Here is a 16,030-nt window from a genome sequence, read left to right on the forward strand (position 1 = left end):
CGCACCCACAAATGCCGGGAGCAAATCAGATGAGGCAACAGCCAACAATCAGGGAGCATTTCTCGTGAGGCAATGCGCATCCTCTGACATTCAGCGATTGGAATTTCGATTCCAATATGTATACCGACGCGCCCACAGACCATCGCGAATTTGCCTGTTACGACTGGCTTGATCACCCTGTATTGACACTCAACGTCGAATACAACGAGGGCGAGCATGATCACGTCGAATGGAGCGTTTTCTGCGAGATGTCGTATTCGACGGTTGCGAGCGGCTATGCGGAATCTATCGAGGCTGGAAAACACGCAGCGGCAATCATCGCCAAGCGCACGCTAATGATGCTTTCCGCATTGGAAGACGAGCTCGCAGTCAATTAGTCCGAAAGGGGTAAGCCCCCTTTCTTCCACATATCCCGTAAGTCTTACTATACGACAGTGCGCTGTCGTATAGTATAGCTGCGCGACGTTGTTACAAACTGTCTATACTAACCGCATTAGCATAGACAGTTCGTAACATAACGGCAAAACTAGTGGAAACCGCCGCTCAATATCAAGCAAAGTCAACATATTTTTCTCGAAATTATTTTTGATTCTTCCTATATTTACTATTGACGCCGACGATTTCCTCTAAAATACTATATATAGGATGATTGATAGAGATCACCTAAGTATAGGAGAATTTGAATGTCAAATATTGAAGTAAGCAATATCGAAGTCATCAACGAGGGCGGTGGCGACCACTACTATCGTATCATCAATTTTCATGCGCTTGGCAAAGATCGCATCGAATTGCTCGATGTAGATGGCGATCTCTGTCTCAGGGAAGATTCCCAGTTGTATGCAGATGACAGCTTAGATGCTGGTGATGCGAAAAATATCCGCCAGCAGCTTATCGACTGGCTTGAAGCCAATCCCCAGTCTGATTTGACCGAAGAAGCAGCGCTGACCCCAACACCTTAAATGCCTCGCCCAAACCCCTTCTTTTGAAGCCAGAAGGGGTTTTAGAGGGGCATCCAGCCCGATCAATCTCAGGAAAACAAACATGCAGACAGAACACATTCAACTCAACATTCAGATCGGCCATGAAGCCAATTCTGGCATTATCGAACTCAAGCCTGGTTTCATCGAAGATTACGACATCGACACTTCGCAGTCGATTAATCTCGAACTCGCATTTGATGACGGTTACCTCGCAGCGACATGGGTAAATACAGGTGGGGCTTATTGCACCGCCACCAACGACGACCCTGACGTCATCGACACGGTTTGCAGTAACCCCGAAATTGGTGTCTTGGCTGTCATCACGACTGCAATCGACAACGACGATTACGAATGTGAAGCAGACGACGAGCCGGAGCCGTCTTCGTCATCCTTCACAATCTAAAACCCAGCCCCTTCCATCAGGCAGGGGCAACTATTTCAGCACCTATAAGGATTTCAGCCATGTATTACTCCGACCGCCCAATCTTCGCTAAAACGCCTGCCGAAAAGGCTTGGCGTGACGATGAGTATCGTCGCCTCCGTAGCGCGCTATCGCTGTCTCAAGTCGAGCTCGCAAAAGTTGCGGGCTTGACCGTGAGTTCTGTGAACCAGCTTCCGTATCGCTCGCGGTATATATCGCTCGCGGTGCTTGAGCGGATGCGAGGGGTCTTAGAAGAGCGCAATCAGCAGCGCGCTGCATGATTTCGTGTCGTCACGTAAAGGATTTTCAAAATGTATTACACCGCCCGACCTCAGAAAGCGCTGCCTTACTCTAGTGAGGCAAAATGGCGATGCCGGGAATACAACTTTATTCGCGAGTGCTTGGGTCTTTCGTATTCCGAGCTTTCAAAGATTGTGGGGCTATCTGCGATCACGCTTGAGAATAATTCACACCCCTATCAACCTCCAGCACTTATGACTCTTGAACGTATGCGTCACGCTTTAGAACAACGTCAGTCTGTCAACAAAGTATCTAAAAGAATAAATGAGAAATAATATTACAAATAGGAATAAAAATAAGCAGCATAATCGCTAATTATTTTATCAGATTTCCTATATATGCTATTGCGCCGACAGAAATATATAACAATAATATATATAGGATGATTAATAAAGATCATTAAAACAAAATGAATAATCAGATGGAACAATTTATTGAACTATATTCTCAGCTGCCATTAGAAGCCAAAATTGGATATGGCGTCGTTGGCATCATCGTCATTGCAATGATTATTGCAGTCCAGTTCGTTGTTTACTTCTCTATTCGCCTGCCAATTCTTGCCGCCGCCTGGGCAGTCAACAAATTCAATTCCAAGCCAGACGAAAAGAATCCAGACGACAACGACAACAACGACACACCCGCAGCGGCCTAAATGCCTCGCCCTAACGCCTTCCAGACCGAAGGCGTTTTAGAGGGGCATAACAACGAAAACCCTCAAAATGGAAGGAAATACAATGTATTATTCACATAGACCGAAAGTCGCGAAAACGTTTGACGAGAAAGAATGGCGCGCTTGCGAATATCGGAAGTTGCGACGACATCTCAGTCTTACGCAACGGGAAGTCGCTAAACTGACGGGCCTCTCTTACAATACTACCCGTCAGATACCGAACCTTGAGCAAAACAGAATTCCGTCGCTTTACGTGCTAGAACTCATGCGCGAAGAGATCGAACGCAAGCCGTTTTATCAAAAAAACGGATGGGAAGAATCCAAGTCAAGCAACGAACGGGCGCGTGAAGCACGTAAGAGATATCTAGGGCGATACGAAACGAGATTCACCCCCAGCGCCTAATTCCGTGTCGTCACGAAAACCGCCAGAAAGGAGCTAACATGGCAAAAGCAACCTCAGCCACCCGCGCCGCCAACAAGCGCTTAAAACAGGCACTTATTGCTCGCGAAACCGCATCGAAAGTCCATAGCGAGGCCCGCATCTGGAAAATCGGAGCCGCCAGTGAGGATGACCGCCTGTGGGAACTCGCAACCCGCAACAAACTTGACGACGCCATTTGCGAAGTTTCCGCAGCCGAAGCCGAGGTAAGACGAGCAATGCTTGCGAAGTCCTGAGCGACACAGTGAAATCCGGCATGTCGGAAATCTCCGGTGTGCCATGCTCTTTGAAAATTCGACCTGTAGATAGCTTTCAGTGATTTATCCATTGCAAGGGGCCTGAGTTGGGCTAAAGCCCTGCCCACGCAAAACCCCTGGCAATTCAATCACTTGCAGCTTATTATGGGTCAGATTTTCAGACAGCATCTAACAAACCAAGGAGAACCAACATGGCTATTCACCCTTTCGCTCTCATCGTTGCCGCAAGCATCGCATTCTACCCAATCGCCATCGTCGGCGGCCTCGTAATGACGGCTCTCGGCTACTAAGTCGGGAGCCATTTAGTTCCCAACAAAAGGCCCCCAATTTGGGGGGGGGGGGGGCTTTTTGGTGTCTGTACTTTGCTTTTAAGAGCAAGCACGCCCAATCGGATATCTAAACACAAACTTTGCGCCGCTGGCGGGCGCTGAAAATGTATTACAAGTTATTTTATTATCCCCTTCCGGTTTTTCTTCCGGCTTTTCAGGTGCAATAACAGTAAAGTTAACATCGATTTTTTGTTCACTTTGAAGATCGATGACTTGAAAAGTATAAGATGTTGTCTTTTCCGGTGAAATACTACCTTCTATTGTCATCAAATAACTTGTATTCTTCACAGGCAATTCTCTTGGAACATTTTGGGAGGCAAGGGAGCTATAAGGTTTTGAGAATACAATAGAAATCGGCTCTCCCGATTTATATGAATTCTTTAAATTGGTAGTACTGATGAGCTCGTTATCTTTGTATATAAAACTATACGTCTTCGACTGGCCTTGCCATCCCAGCGTTACTTCATACATGCCTGCTGCCATATTCTTTGGCATCCGAAGCGCGCATGTCGATATATCAGTCAGTGTTATATATCCGGCTTGAACGCCATTCCTTGCTATTGGCTGACCGTATTTCCAATTCGCGCTTACCATGCTGCACCAAAGGCTCGCAGGCAGGCTGTTTCCGGAGATAGAAAACGGCAAGAGGTAATAAACATCGTCGCTCGCCGGATTCGCTGTCGACTCGTAAGTATAGGTGTCTTGAGTCGGCAAAAAGGCGGCTTGTGTCGCCGTAACTGAAAATAACGCTACTGTAGCAGTCAGAAGTGCTTTTGGATTTTTGAACATTTTGATTTCCCCAGCGGCTTGTTAATTTTTAATTTCCCTACCGTCGCCGCCATGACGGTAGGGTCTTCTGTTAATTTGTGCTTGTTTTGTCGCCAATTGGCGCGCTTTTTACCGTGCGCTTGCCGCCGCCGTTTTCGCCTTCGCCGGAGCTGTCGCTCGATCCTTTTGGCGTTGAAATTTTCGGTAGGCCAGGCATTCCACGCCCCATAGTCGCGGCAACTGCGGTAGCCGCTGCTAGAGCCATTCCCTTGTCGCCGAAATCGCTACCTTGACCGCCACCAGCCCACATGATCACGCGTTGCGGGATCGTCAGAATCTGGCTGAAAACGTGCATCGTTAGATAGAGTGTGAGGAAAGTAATCATCGCAAAACTGGTGATTAACGCCGTAATTCCGACCGGATAACCGCCCGTTTGGCTATAAAATGCCTTGGCCCAGAGGACTTCAACAGTGCCGACGACCATCGGCAAGAGCACGAATGAAGCGGCATAAGATAAGACACCCAGAGCAGGCATTAGAAAGACCTGATAAATGATTTTCGAGCCGAGTTCCGAGCCGCGATGCATGAATTCATCGCCGTCCATTTTCAGCCATGACAGAGCCCAGACTCCAAGCTGAATTACAACTTCTATCAGTCCAATTAGCCACGTACTTGCAAAGATCATTATGGAAATAAAGGGGATAATCGGCTGGACGTAAGCGCGTAGAATTCCGACGACGCCAAGCGAGCTAATCGGTAAGGTCAGCCAGATCATTGACCAGAGGGCCGCGCCATCCATGCCCGCCACATCTCCTGCAAAAGTATATGCGGCGATGATTGGCACGTAAGCAGCGATCAGCATTCCTCCAGCAATCGTTATAAACCAGTGGCCGGATTCAATCTGGTCAAGGATGGGATCGGATTTTCGAATTTGATCTACGGTCGAATCGTTGGCATCTTTTTTGCCTTTCGACATCGCCCATTCTTGCAGTGGTCTCGAAAACTTATTGATGATTTTCGTGAGAATATTACTGTCTTCGTCGGCGTTGAACGTCATTTCTTGGGAACTGACTTCAATCTCCGCTTCTTCGGCCATGAGCGATAAGCGAAATGCTTTTATCGCTTCTTTTGCTGTTTCATATTGGCCTTTCCCGTCAGCATCTCGTTGCAAAACATTTCGTGTATGTTTTACGTCTGTCAGCGCGAGCACCTGCTGGCTCTGCGTAGACAGGTTCACGAAATACATGCCGATTGAGATAAAGCCTTGCTGTTTCAAGCTTTCCTTGAGCTTGTCGCGAATAGCCTGCCCCTGGCTTTCAGCAGCTAGGTCCTTTTCGACGGCCTTCATATTTTCAGTATCGTATTGATTTGCTAGCGATTTCACACGATCCAGTAATTTCGGTAGAAGTCCGCTATTCATGAAGGCGATTGCCTGCTGTTGGGATTTTATCCCTCTGCTCGTATCGAAGATGAATGATGCGAATGGTTTTACATCATTTCTCGCAGCGAGCACGATTTTGCCGACCGCGATTTGTCTTTCGAGATTTAAGGTCGTATGGCCTTCCAGCATAGGCATTTTTATCGTGCCGCAAGATCCCCATCGCCATTCTGTAGCCTTGTCATCGCGGTAGCCCATCGCAGGCGTTGGCCTGATGAGCTCCAAATAAGTATGTTTTTCCTGCATGAAATTCTTGAACGTGGCGCAAATTTCAGACTCGTATATGTCGAGAACCAGCTCCAACCCGTTTTTCGTCGGCGGGACCATTGGCATTTTTTGAGCGCCGTCGAACCACACATTTGCAATATTGTCTGCAAAATTAATGCCCGCCCGTGCGACGACATCACGTAAAAGATAATGCCCGCTCGCAAAGCTTGCGCCGAGCGGCAGTAGCAGGCCGAAGCCTACAAAGACGCGCAATGGTGCCCAAATTTGATGGAATTTATCACCGAGCACCTTACCCGTATAAGCGCTATGAATAATGCCTTGTAGAACGGCCCATATGACTGCCAGAGCACCGAGATAAACGAGAATAGAATTGAACGCGCCGATTGCATAACCGAACGGCGTGCTCACGTCTGTCGGTATGAGCGTTGTGACCCAGCTCCATGCGATATTGTGTTGTGACGGCTCTCTCAGGAGATCGGTGAAAATTGCCATTTCACTTACTCCTGTTTTGCGATTACCACGCCATCGTTATCGCCATTTTCCACTTCCGTTTTTCCAAAATCGAAAATCGCTTTGTCTCTGTCAGATGCGAACGACATCACCAGATTCTGAATCCAGTTATCGCTTAATTTCCCGTCCGAAACAGCCTTTATGACGCATCCGCCAATGACAATTTTGCGCCTGCTGTCGAGCTTCCTAGCAGCCGTCTTATCCGCATTCTCCAGCCTCTTTATATCCGCTTGCAGTTTCGCCAGCTTCTGCAACTTCGAATCCAACTTCTCGCGAGTGGGTGATTTTAAAACTATCGACATCAATTTTTCTCCCAATAAGCGCCGACGAAACCAAATATTCGCCGAAAGAATTAAGTTTTTTAATTTCCAAAAATGTAGACTACGCAAGTTGTATCTAGTGATACTGCAATATCTATTTTCGTAATCTATTATAATGATTTGCTGACACCTTGTATTAGTCAAGCATCGAAACCAAAATCCTCTTACGGCAACAGCAACGGCCCACTGCCGTTAAGAGCGCGGTTATGCATTCTGCGAATGCACCACGGTCTTGCAGACGGCTTTTAGGTGTCAAATGGGAGAAAATCGATGAATCAAGTCCATCTTCACTACACACACTTTCCAAACCGACAATATATGTCAGTCGCGGCGCTTGGTCTTACACCTGAGCAGCTTGAATATTACACTACACGTGCAGGATTCTTTATAATCAGTGCGCCGAAAAATACTCAGAGATTTTTGACTAAGAAGAACAATCTCAAGGCGAAAGTTAGACTGTTTATGGCTTTGGAAAATGCCGGGTATGATGTGACCGTTTCCGCATCGTCTTGCGACATGCTTCCGCCCACTCCTTCAACACTGCCGCCAGATTCTCCGCTCCGGCAATGGTTGGGCGATGAAGCTTGGTACTGCGGTTTGTGAGGTGCGGCATGACTCTCACAGAAGTCTTCGCATCTTTCGGTCTAGCCGATTGGATCGCTTTCAGCCTGGTGGCTTCAATCATCATCGCATTTCCGGTGATTGTGATCCTCGCAACTTATTACACCGTCCGCACGAATTACCGCGTTGCTGTCCGCCTCTGGCGAGATCGCAAAGAGGTGAGCCGGGACGTAATCAATTCCATTTTTCTTTGAGAGAGGTGAATCATGAGCCTCTTCCTCGAAACCATTCTTCATGATGTATTGACTGGATTTGGTTTTGATCCAGAGTTTGCGATTGTGATTATCGTCGCAACGCCAATCATCATCGTTTTCCTCATTATTGAGATTGTTGTGGCGTGGCGCGTTCTGCGTTTTGTACGCCGCTCATCCTCACCCACCGAAACCACCCCCACCACCGACGCCGCCACGTCGTCGCTTGACGACGACTGGGCAGACATCGCGCTCGAACTCAAAAAGGAAAACGACCATGCTTAAAAAAAGACGCACCAAAAAGGCCTATCCGCAGATTCTTGATCGATTGAACTTTGACGACAAAATCGAGAGCAAGGAAGAATCCGAAGCGCGGTTAGAAGAAGCTGTCAGGGAGCAATACGACTGTAATTGTTTGGGAGGTGTTGCCGTGACCTTCCTTACAGCAGACTGCTTTCTCGGCCCTCGCACCGCAGAAAATCATTCCGCTTACGATCACATCAATTTTCTGCTCGCAGAAATCCGCAACTTGCCAGGTCGTCGAAAGTCGCCCCAGCGGATTGTTGAGGAATTCCACCTGTGCCGAGACATAAACAAAGCATTCGACACCCTGCCGCATCTATGCGGCTGGCGTCTTCTATCAAATGAAAAGTGTGAAAAAGTCTATGAAATAGACGGTAGATATTACATTTGTCAGGCTGGGCGTAGTTCTGATGCTAGTGTTTGGGCGCTTGAGCTATTTTGGCCTGACGAATTCGGCCTGCGGCCTTTCTCTTCTGGGGCATCTCTCCTTATCGCCGCGCAGCGAATAGAAGACCAAATTGAGATTTTGCGCCTCGAAGGCCATGGCCGCGTTGATTGCGAGGGGTTGGGCATATGAACCTCCTTTCTCGCATCCGATTTATTTCCGTCACAGAAGCGAAGGCCAACGCCTTTGAGCGCGTTCATCCGGTCGTCGCGAAACGTAACAAAGCCCTGTTGTGCGATATGACCGCCGCCTGGAATCGCATGCTTGAATGCATGAACGCGGGTGATTTTCGCAATGCTGACCGCTACGCCCAGTCTGTCATCAAGCTCCAGCGCAAATTCGTTGCTCGCGAGTTTCCTGAAAGCCCCGCACATCGTGCACTGCTGCGCGACATGGAGGCCTTTATTGTCGCCAAGCCAGCGACGGTTGAATCCGTCGCTATCGCAAAACGTGGAGGTTTGAATTGAAAACCTCCCTTGCTCCCGATCAGGCCCTTTTTCGCGCCGAACATCAAATCTTCTCCAGATCGAAGGGCAGATCATCATGCGCCGCAAGTGCCTATAGGTCTGCGAGCAAGATAACCGACCCCCGAACAGGTGAAATGTTCGACTATCGCGACAAAGGCCATGTCATTTCCTCGTTCATTGTCGCACCTGAAAACGCGGCGTTTTGGACACAGGATCGCGAACAGATTTGGGGCCGTGCCGAGCTTGCAGAGCGTCGTCAAGATGCTCAAGTCGCCAGAGAATGGCTTATAACAATCCCTCGCGACCTTCCCCTCAATCAGTGGGAGCCGTTCACTCGCGAAATCGTCGCGCCGTGGATCGACGCAGGCGCAATCGCAGATATCGCGATTCATTGTCCTTTGGATCAATACGGCCAGCCGCAACCGCATGCCCACATAATGTTGACAATGCGTAAGCTCGATTCCGGCACGGAAACAGGCTTTGCAAGCAAGAAAAACGCCGATTTAGAAGCCTTACACGCCAGTGGAGGACGCTACGGCGGCGAGCGCGGAGATAAGCTTAAAATCCAGCGTGAACGCATTGCGAGCGTGATGAACACCTACCTCGAACACGCCAATTCCCCGCGCCGAGTTTCCCATCTTTCAAACGCTGCCCGTGGCCTTGAGGCCGAACCAGAACCCACCATGGGCGAGCAAAGAATTCAGACAGCAAAGAGTCTGAAAAAGCCCGATCACGTAATCAACGAGGTCGCAAATCACCGCGCAATTCGCGCGACCAAACAGGCACTCACAACCATAGAGGAGGAACTAATGTCTGAATTCCCACGCATGCAATCCAACGCCGAGAACGGTATCCGCCCGAAGCATCAGCAGAATTTTAAAGCCGACCTCATGCGCAAACACTTGCCAGATGTCGATTGCGATATTCAGCAACTTTACATGATCGACATCAAAGATAAGGCCAAGATTAAGATTCAAATGCGCGATAGCTCTTGGGTCGAAGTCGAGCACGCTACTCGCAAAGCTACCGTTTACGGCCCACGGGGCCAGGCTGATAAGTTAGCTGCTGCCATCGTAGCAGCCGATCATGCTGACTACATCGACCGTCTGGCGGAAACCGCCACTATGGCGAAGCGGGGCCAGAAGCGTCAGCAGCAGGTCGCCCCATCTGGCAATGTATCGCCTCAGATACCTGAAACCGTAGTTGATAATCTGGCACAAAAATGGATGGAGCGTGGCTACACTTCTGTCATTTCTGCTCCAGATGGTTGTTTTGTGACGATTGGCAACTGTCGGATTCAGGACACAGGAGCGGACGTTAAAATTCACGGTAAGCCGAGCGAAGCAGCTATAAACGCTCTTATCGTTAAAGCACTTGATGAATGGCAGGGCGAAGTTGAGTTGCATGCCGGATCGTCTCAGGACTTTAAAGATCGTCTATGGCTCGCCGCTCAACGCGGGGGAGTGAAAGTCTACGACCCTGACACGGGCAAACTTTACGAGCCATCGCCAGCAATCAGAGCTCAATTCGAAGCCGACAAGGCAAAAATGGACGCCCAAGCGCTGGACCTGGAAGGCATCAGACAGCGCAAAAAAGTTTCCGACCTGATGCTGGAGGCCGCGAACGGGAGCAAAGACGCCCTCACAGATTTGCGCGAGCGTGATTTTCATTTGTGGCTATTGCTCACCAACTTTGACGAGGAGCAAATCGCGGCATTCCGGACAGAGACAATTGAATCCATCGAGAGCCAGCTTGATGGCTTCCGCGCAGTCGGTCGCGACATCGAAGCAGAGGCAGGCACGCCGGAATCCGCAGCGCCTACGCCATCGCCCGACGACGAGCCAGAACCGCGCAAAACCAAGGCCCCACAGCCTGCCTAATCAAAAGAAAAGGGGAACGAAAATGAAAACAAATATCGCAAAAAACTTTGACGAATTTTTCGCAAAACACGCCGAGGCATTGGAAGCATATTCCGCCAAAGCGGAAGCGCCCACTTCTGAAAAACCTTATTCCGCCGAAGCTTATATCGATGAAGCGCTAGCAATCGAAGACGACTTTGACGACCTTGATGACGAAGACGTCTACGACTTTGACCCCGTGCCCGAAGACGACGAGCCAGCGCCAAGGTTTACGCCATGACCATCGCCACCGACCTCGCTCCCGATATCGCAGAAATGGCGCAGGCGCATAGCCTTCGCCGCTACCTTTTTCGGCGCTCCAAGGGCCTTAAAATGTCCGAATACTCATCAGGCGGGCAGGAAATCGAAAGGGCGTACGCGCTCGCTAATGCCATGCCTTTTCGTAAAATCCGACAGGATGGGCAACCGTGGGACGTATATTTAGGTCCAGATACGACCGTAAAAGATGATGTCTTCTTGCAAGCCTATTTCACGCTCTGCGCACCCGACCCCGGCGACGCAGAGGCAAGCTATCGCTGGCAGCGGCTCTTGAAAGAATGTCAATCGAACAGGCTCAAGGCCTTGCGCAAGTGGCGCAATCTCGGCGCAGAAGCCATTTCACGCTCCGCTATGCAACGCTCATCACGAATGGCAGATTCAGAAGTCGCCAAAACCAAGCTTAAACCCATCTATCTTCGCAAGCCCAACGGCAAAAAGCCCCTAAAAGCGCCGGTAGAACCAGAAAAACCGCGTGGACGTGTACGGGAGGCCTAAAAACGAGAAAACAGGTCAAAACTAAATTGACTGTTAGCAAATAATACGATTCATATATCGCGTATATATATTGGGGGCGAAATATGGGAAGATCTAGTTCTGGCAAGTTGAGCAATATTCTTTTTTCACTTGCAACAGTTGTAGCCGTTTCACTTACATCACCAGCATTAGCTACTAACGACCCTTATGTCGGTGGTTACATCAAAAACTGTCCCGGAGCGCAGTGTCTCATTGAGATCACGACAAAAAATCACAAGAAATACAATCTCCGATTCGTCGCAGCCGATCCAATGAATGCGAAAAAGATTCTTTGCGAGGCAAATATTCCGATGAAACGGGATGCGATCTCTTTCACCGCTCTTGAGCAGTATGATGATGCATTACTCGGCTCTTATAAATCCGATACGCTCGTATGGTTGCTTCCTGCCAGCGAGTTCGACGGCTCCATAACTTTCCGAATTGAAGACGCGCCGTGCGGAAAATTTGATATGTCGGGTGAATACGGGGCTTTTGGGGATGAATAATGGGGTAGGTATGCGTAAAGTTGATATTGGCGACAATATTTATGTCGTGAACGGAAGAATTACAGAGAGAAGCGGCGGCGAAGGTGATTCACAAATAGGCACCGTTTATAGCCATATACTTATCGATGATACTGCGTTCAGTAATGTTATTATTCCTCACTCGCTGAAGAACCATCTAGAGGGTCAGAAAGAGTTTTATCTTACAAAATTCCGTAGTGCGTGGATTCTGACAGCCGTGAATGATGGGAAAGACGGAAGGATATCAGATTTCACGCAAGTCCCGTTAAATCCGATAGCGATATTCGTCTTTTTCGCTGGTATTGTCGCGTCGTACTTCTCTATTCAAGCCGCTTCCCACCCCGCAGGTGGAATATTTTACGTAATCGCCTTGGTTGTCTTCGTAGGCTTTACGTTTGTGGCCTTCAATGCCAGCAACCTTTTTCTCTTGTCTCGTTATGTCGACAAAAACATATCACTGTTGAAAAAGGCTGCCGTTTGAGCCTCTGGAAACGAAGAAACCCGCCATCAACCGTGGCGGGAGTCTAAGAAAATATCCGTTATGCTCGCAATCATCGGCATCCCTGCCTGTACTGCCCTCATAGCATCGCTCGTCGGCTAACTTGGCGCAAGCCCCACCCATCCGGTTGCTCTACAAATATCCACGGTGAGACATGCGGAGCATGTCGAGGGGCGTGCCCCTTATTCCTTCACCGCTGGCTCTGGCACTTCCGGCACAAGCGGGAGTTTTTCCCGCCGCGACTCTTCACGCACAATTTCGTAGCGCTTCTTCGTCACGGCGCGATAGCTACGAAACTTTTCCAAAAATAGCGTCATGCGATCATGCGCTTTTTGCTCTTGCGCCGCATCCTTAGCCGGATCGTCGGGGTATCGCTTAAATTGCTTAAGCCGCATCGGCCCATCACCAACGCCCGTTTCTACGATTTTCAGCGTCCGCGTTTTATAAACTACCTTCGCAGACCATCTACCGCCCGTGTTTGCCCCATCAAGCATTTCCGCTTCATTGTAGCTCACACTTGTAGCAATCAGATAATCGCCTTTGTCGGTATGGTCCATTGCAGAATCATAGGGGCGATCATCTTTGATTGTTTTCTTAGCCATCAGTGCTATTACCCTGATTTTTCGTTGTTTTCCTTGACGGTATCGCCGCAAGTTTATCAGCAAGGAATGTTTCACGGAGGTTGGCATATCGCTTGAGCGATTTGGGATCGAGGTGGCCCGTTTGTGCCATGACTTCCGTGTCAGACCATCCCGCCTCGATAAGATTTGATGTTCTTTCATGGCGAGCATCGTGCAATCTGAAATGAGGAAGCCCAGCCCGTTTGCGTGCTCTGTCATAGGCTGTTTTCAAGGCATCCTTTGTCATTTTGAAAACTTGCCCGCTACGATTGGGCTCATCAGGCAAACCTTGCAAAATCTCGATAGCGTCGGGCGAAAGGCCAATCTTGATGTCGCGAGCCTCATGCGGATTTCGGCTGTTCTTCACCCGTCTCAACAGTACCGTGCGCTTTTCAAGATCGACATCTTTCCAATCCAGACGCAGGATAGAACCGCGACGAGCGCCGGATTCAAATGCAAACTCGATAACTGGCGCTAGCCACGGATTTCGAGCCTTTCGGCACTCTTTTAGCAGTTTGTCGATATCCTTGTGATCTAACCGAATATCACGCTCGTCATTCACCGTAGGCCGTTTCACGTCCTCGGAATTGACGGGATTGAAAGGGAGGTTCAGCCGCAATTTGCTATGCGCGATAATGTTCTTCCATAATGTGAGTTCCCGCTTCACCGTGCCTGGAGATATCAGTTTTGGCGCGATAGGTGGCGCTTTTGGCTTAGCTGCATTCGTTCTCGGCGTTCCGTCTTTCCGCAACTTCACTTCATGCTCGACCATCTTGTAGCGCCCACGACCGCCTTCCTTACCGCGTGAAGCTGTTTCGGTCAGACGACGATCCCGATACTCAATAAAATGCTCAGGGCGAAGGTTTGCCACTGCATACGAGCATAGGATGGTTTCATCGCGCAAAAAGCGGTCAAGGCGGGCATTCTCCGCTTTTCGAGAATCTTCGCCGGGGCGCTTATCGGTGACCTCTTTCCGATACACTTTTATAAGATCGGCAAGTGTTTCCTCATGTCCGCGAGAACGGTCAAAGAAGACGCCTTTATCCATCGTGGATTCAACATCACGCGCCCAGGTTTCCGCTTCGATTTTCGTCCGAAACGTCCCTGTCTGGTTCGGCCATCCTTTGCGTCGAACTTGAACATGCCATTGCCCCACGCCTTTTTGTCGAATCGTTGCCACCTGAATTCACCGTAATCGCTAGTGTGCCGGGGTTTCGGCACTGTGCCAAAATTGTGCCAACAAATAGCTAAAATCCAATCGCCAATTTTGCGAGTTCGTTAAGTTATTGATTTTATTGAGGTTTTTGGCGCACCCGACAGGATTCGAACCTGTGACCTCTGCCTTCGGAGGGCAGCACTCTATCCAGCTGAGCTACGGGTGCAAACTGGACGGCTGAAAGCCTGTTCTGTCGCGTTTCTAGCTGAACCGCGCAATCGCATCAATGACTTATTTTCATAAACCAAGTTAAATCTGACGCGCGGTGCATGAATCGCCAGTTGGTTCTGTTGCCTATGGATGAATAGGCCTCAGGTCTTAAAACTCCCGGCCAAACGGTCAGCCGGGAGCTTGAATTTTGAAACCTTTATGCGTGATGTTTGGCGAGTTCGCTTCCGCCATTCCTTGCCCGCAGTCCGATCAGAACGACGATGGCAAGCGCACACAGAAGAGCCAGAACGTAGAACCCGGCATCGTGATTGCCGACGGCGACATCGGCCCAGTTCTTGATCTGCGGCGCGAAGAATGCGCCTAGATTGCCGATGGACACGATAAAGGCGATACCGCTTGCCGCACCCACACCACCGAGATAGCGCGTCGGGAGGCTCCAGAAAACCGGTTGCGATGCGGTCAGTCCGGGCACGGCGATGCAGGCCGCAATCAGCATAATCCAGGTATTTCCGGTCAGACCGATCATCCCCAAGGCGATGGTGCCTGCGGTGACCATCAGAGCGCAGATGAGCCGGTGTTTGCCGGTATTATCCGCAAGCACGGTGAAATAGCGGGTTGCTATCACCGAACACAGCCACGGCAGGCTCAACAGCGTGCCGATCAAGAGGTTCATTTCTCCACCCGATGCCGCGTCCGCGAATCGGGAGGGGAAATAGAACGTGAGCGGTGCTGTACCAATCTGCAGGAAGAAGTAGATCGCGATAAAGGCCCAGACTCTGGCGTCTTTCAGAACAGAAAGTGCCGAATGCTTGTGCGTATTCTCCTTGGCGGCTTCTTCCGCCTTCACAACGGTCGTCAGCGCATCTCGTTCTTCCGGCGTGAGCCAGCTCGCCTTTTCGGGCCGGTCGGTCAGGTAAAAGAGCGCAATGATGCCCATGAGTGAGGCGCCAAGACCTTCGACAAGGAACATCCATTGCCAGTTGGTGAGCCCGAATATGCCGTGATGCGTGAGAAGCCAGCCGGACAGGGGGCTGCCCAACACCAGCGCCAGAGGGACGCCGAGATAGAACAGGCCCGTCGCCTTCGCGCGTTCCTTCGCTGGGAACCAATAGGTCAGATACAGCAGAACGCCGGGATAGAAACCAGCCTCGCAAACGCCCAGCAAAAAACGCAGCGTGTAGAACACCGTTTCCGTATGGGCGAACATCATCGCCGCCGATACAAGCCCCCAGCTGATCATGATGCGGCTAAGCCAGAGCCGCGCGCCCACTTTGTGCAGGATGATGTTGCTCGGCACTTCAAACAGCGCGTAACCGATGAAGAATATGCCCGCTCCGAAAGCATAGGCTGCATCGCTTAGGCCCGTATCGAGCTGAAATTCCTTCTTGGCGAAGCCGATATTCGCGCGATCAAGAAAGGCCATGATCAGCATCAGCGCCAGAAATGGCAGCAGTCGCCGTGTGGCCTTCCGAACAGCGCTATCAATATGTGTAGCACTCATTCCGGTGTGTCTCCTCCTCATCACCTCAAGAATGCGCGCACGCTAATGTAAACTCGTATATGGATAAAGACTGCAAATATAAATAGAGAGAGACATGGATGAGGTTTATGGGACGAAAAGCT

The 16,030-nt window shown here is 49.9% G+C and carries 21 protein-coding genes and 1 tRNA gene; 15 read left to right on the top strand and 7 right to left on the bottom strand.

Going from position 1 to position 16,030, the window contains the following annotated elements:
* Nucleotides 1–116 precede the first annotated feature (116 nt).
* From FIC94_RS11185 to FIC94_RS11205, 5 genes are all read left to right on the top strand, one after another.
* Nucleotides 117–377, top strand: coding sequence for a hypothetical protein (locus tag FIC94_RS11185; protein ID WP_140024926.1), 261 nt, complete (start codon nucleotides 117–119; stop codon nucleotides 375–377).
* 306 nt (nucleotides 378–683) lie between these two features.
* On the top strand, nucleotides 684–959 hold the full coding sequence (locus FIC94_RS11190) for a hypothetical protein (protein ID WP_140024927.1): 276 nt from the start codon (nucleotides 684–686) through the stop codon (nucleotides 957–959).
* An 82-nt stretch (nucleotides 960–1,041) separates the two neighbouring features.
* Nucleotides 1,042–1,383 (top strand): hypothetical protein, encoded by a 342-nt coding sequence (locus FIC94_RS11195; RefSeq protein ID WP_140024928.1) that lies wholly within the window; start codon nucleotides 1,042–1,044, stop codon nucleotides 1,381–1,383.
* Nucleotides 1,384–2,122: 739 nt separating this feature from the next.
* Nucleotides 2,123–2,353 carry a hypothetical protein gene (locus FIC94_RS11200; protein ID WP_140024929.1) on the top strand — a complete coding sequence of 77 codons (231 nt, stop codon included), beginning with the start codon at nucleotides 2,123–2,125 and terminating at the stop codon, nucleotides 2,351–2,353.
* 459 nt (nucleotides 2,354–2,812) lie between these two features.
* Nucleotides 2,813–3,046 carry a hypothetical protein gene (locus tag FIC94_RS11205; protein WP_140024930.1) on the top strand — a complete coding sequence of 78 codons (234 nt, stop codon included), beginning with the start codon at nucleotides 2,813–2,815 and terminating at the stop codon, nucleotides 3,044–3,046.
* A gap of 389 nt (nucleotides 3,047–3,435) precedes the next feature.
* Here FIC94_RS11205 and FIC94_RS11210 read toward each other — a convergent pair whose 3' ends face one another.
* From FIC94_RS11210 to FIC94_RS11220, 3 genes are all read right to left on the bottom strand, one after another.
* Complete coding sequence (locus tag FIC94_RS11210; RefSeq protein ID WP_140024931.1) at nucleotides 3,436–4,185, bottom strand: hypothetical protein; 750 nt, start codon at nucleotides 4,183–4,185, stop codon at nucleotides 3,436–3,438.
* Between the two features lie 70 nt (nucleotides 4,186–4,255).
* Nucleotides 4,256–6,322 (bottom strand): DotA/TraY family protein, encoded by a 2,067-nt coding sequence (locus FIC94_RS11215; protein WP_140024932.1) that lies wholly within the window; start codon nucleotides 6,320–6,322, stop codon nucleotides 4,256–4,258.
* A 5-nt stretch (nucleotides 6,323–6,327) separates the two neighbouring features.
* Nucleotides 6,328–6,642 carry a hypothetical protein gene (locus FIC94_RS11220; RefSeq protein ID WP_140024933.1) on the bottom strand — a complete coding sequence of 105 codons (315 nt, stop codon included), beginning with the start codon at nucleotides 6,640–6,642 and terminating at the stop codon, nucleotides 6,328–6,330.
* A 288-nt stretch (nucleotides 6,643–6,930) separates the two neighbouring features.
* Here FIC94_RS11220 and FIC94_RS11225 point away from each other — a divergent pair, with 288 nt between their 5' ends.
* From FIC94_RS11225 to FIC94_RS11270, 10 genes are all read left to right on the top strand, one after another.
* Nucleotides 6,931–7,263 (top strand): hypothetical protein, encoded by a 333-nt coding sequence (locus FIC94_RS11225; protein WP_140024934.1) that lies wholly within the window; start codon nucleotides 6,931–6,933, stop codon nucleotides 7,261–7,263.
* Nucleotides 7,264–7,271: 8 nt separating this feature from the next.
* On the top strand, nucleotides 7,272–7,475 hold the full coding sequence (locus FIC94_RS11230) for a hypothetical protein (protein ID WP_140024935.1): 204 nt from the start codon (nucleotides 7,272–7,274) through the stop codon (nucleotides 7,473–7,475).
* A 12-nt stretch (nucleotides 7,476–7,487) separates the two neighbouring features.
* Entirely contained in the window at nucleotides 7,488–7,757 is a 270-nt protein-coding gene (locus FIC94_RS11235) for a hypothetical protein (RefSeq protein ID WP_140024936.1), read from the top strand.
* Nucleotides 7,750–8,352 (top strand): hypothetical protein, encoded by a 603-nt coding sequence (locus FIC94_RS11240; RefSeq protein WP_140024937.1) that lies wholly within the window; start codon nucleotides 7,750–7,752, stop codon nucleotides 8,350–8,352. Before FIC94_RS11235 ends, FIC94_RS11240 begins: the two co-directional genes overlap by 8 nt.
* A complete protein-coding gene (locus FIC94_RS11245) occupies nucleotides 8,349–8,687 on the top strand; it encodes a hypothetical protein (RefSeq protein ID WP_140024938.1) in 339 nt (112 codons plus the stop codon). The genes FIC94_RS11240 and FIC94_RS11245 overlap by 4 nt, the downstream gene beginning before the upstream one ends.
* On the top strand, nucleotides 8,684–10,567 hold the full coding sequence (locus FIC94_RS11250) for a MobA/MobL family protein (RefSeq protein ID WP_180917965.1): 1,884 nt from the start codon (nucleotides 8,684–8,686) through the stop codon (nucleotides 10,565–10,567). The genes FIC94_RS11245 and FIC94_RS11250 overlap by 4 nt, the downstream gene beginning before the upstream one ends.
* A 22-nt stretch (nucleotides 10,568–10,589) precedes the next feature.
* Entirely contained in the window at nucleotides 10,590–10,826 is a 237-nt protein-coding gene (locus FIC94_RS11255) for a hypothetical protein (protein ID WP_140024940.1), read from the top strand.
* On the top strand, nucleotides 10,823–11,359 hold the full coding sequence (locus FIC94_RS11260) for a hypothetical protein (protein WP_140024941.1): 537 nt from the start codon (nucleotides 10,823–10,825) through the stop codon (nucleotides 11,357–11,359). Before FIC94_RS11255 ends, FIC94_RS11260 begins: the two co-directional genes overlap by 4 nt.
* Before the next feature lie 83 nt (nucleotides 11,360–11,442).
* On the top strand, nucleotides 11,443–11,883 hold the full coding sequence (locus FIC94_RS11265) for a hypothetical protein (RefSeq protein WP_140024942.1): 441 nt from the start codon (nucleotides 11,443–11,445) through the stop codon (nucleotides 11,881–11,883).
* Nucleotides 11,884–11,893: 10 nt separating this feature from the next.
* Nucleotides 11,894–12,382: a hypothetical protein gene (locus FIC94_RS11270; protein ID WP_140024943.1), complete on the top strand. Its 489-nt coding sequence runs from the start codon at nucleotides 11,894–11,896 to the stop codon at nucleotides 12,380–12,382.
* 200 nt (nucleotides 12,383–12,582) lie between these two features.
* On the opposite strand, the gene FIC94_RS11275 is transcribed toward FIC94_RS11270, so the two are convergent.
* The 4 genes from FIC94_RS11275 to FIC94_RS11290 form a co-directional block, all read right to left on the bottom strand.
* The gene (locus tag FIC94_RS11275) at nucleotides 12,583–13,002 is read right to left on the bottom strand and encodes a hypothetical protein (protein ID WP_140024944.1); all 420 of its coding nucleotides are present in this window, start codon (nucleotides 13,000–13,002) and stop codon (nucleotides 12,583–12,585) included.
* The gene (locus FIC94_RS11280) at nucleotides 12,995–14,200 is read right to left on the bottom strand and encodes a site-specific integrase (RefSeq protein ID WP_140024945.1); all 1,206 of its coding nucleotides are present in this window, start codon (nucleotides 14,198–14,200) and stop codon (nucleotides 12,995–12,997) included. The genes FIC94_RS11275 and FIC94_RS11280 overlap by 8 nt, the downstream gene beginning before the upstream one ends.
* Before the next feature lie 125 nt (nucleotides 14,201–14,325).
* Nucleotides 14,326–14,402 (bottom strand) — tRNA-Arg (locus FIC94_RS11285).
* A 201-nt stretch (nucleotides 14,403–14,603) separates the two neighbouring features.
* Entirely contained in the window at nucleotides 14,604–15,908 is a 1,305-nt protein-coding gene (locus FIC94_RS11290) for an MFS transporter (RefSeq protein ID WP_140024946.1), read from the bottom strand.
* Between the last annotated feature and the right edge of the window lie 122 nt (nucleotides 15,909–16,030).

This window comes from Ochrobactrum teleogrylli (assembly GCF_006376685.1).
Lineage (GTDB): Bacteria > Pseudomonadota > Alphaproteobacteria > Rhizobiales > Rhizobiaceae > Brucella > Brucella teleogrylli.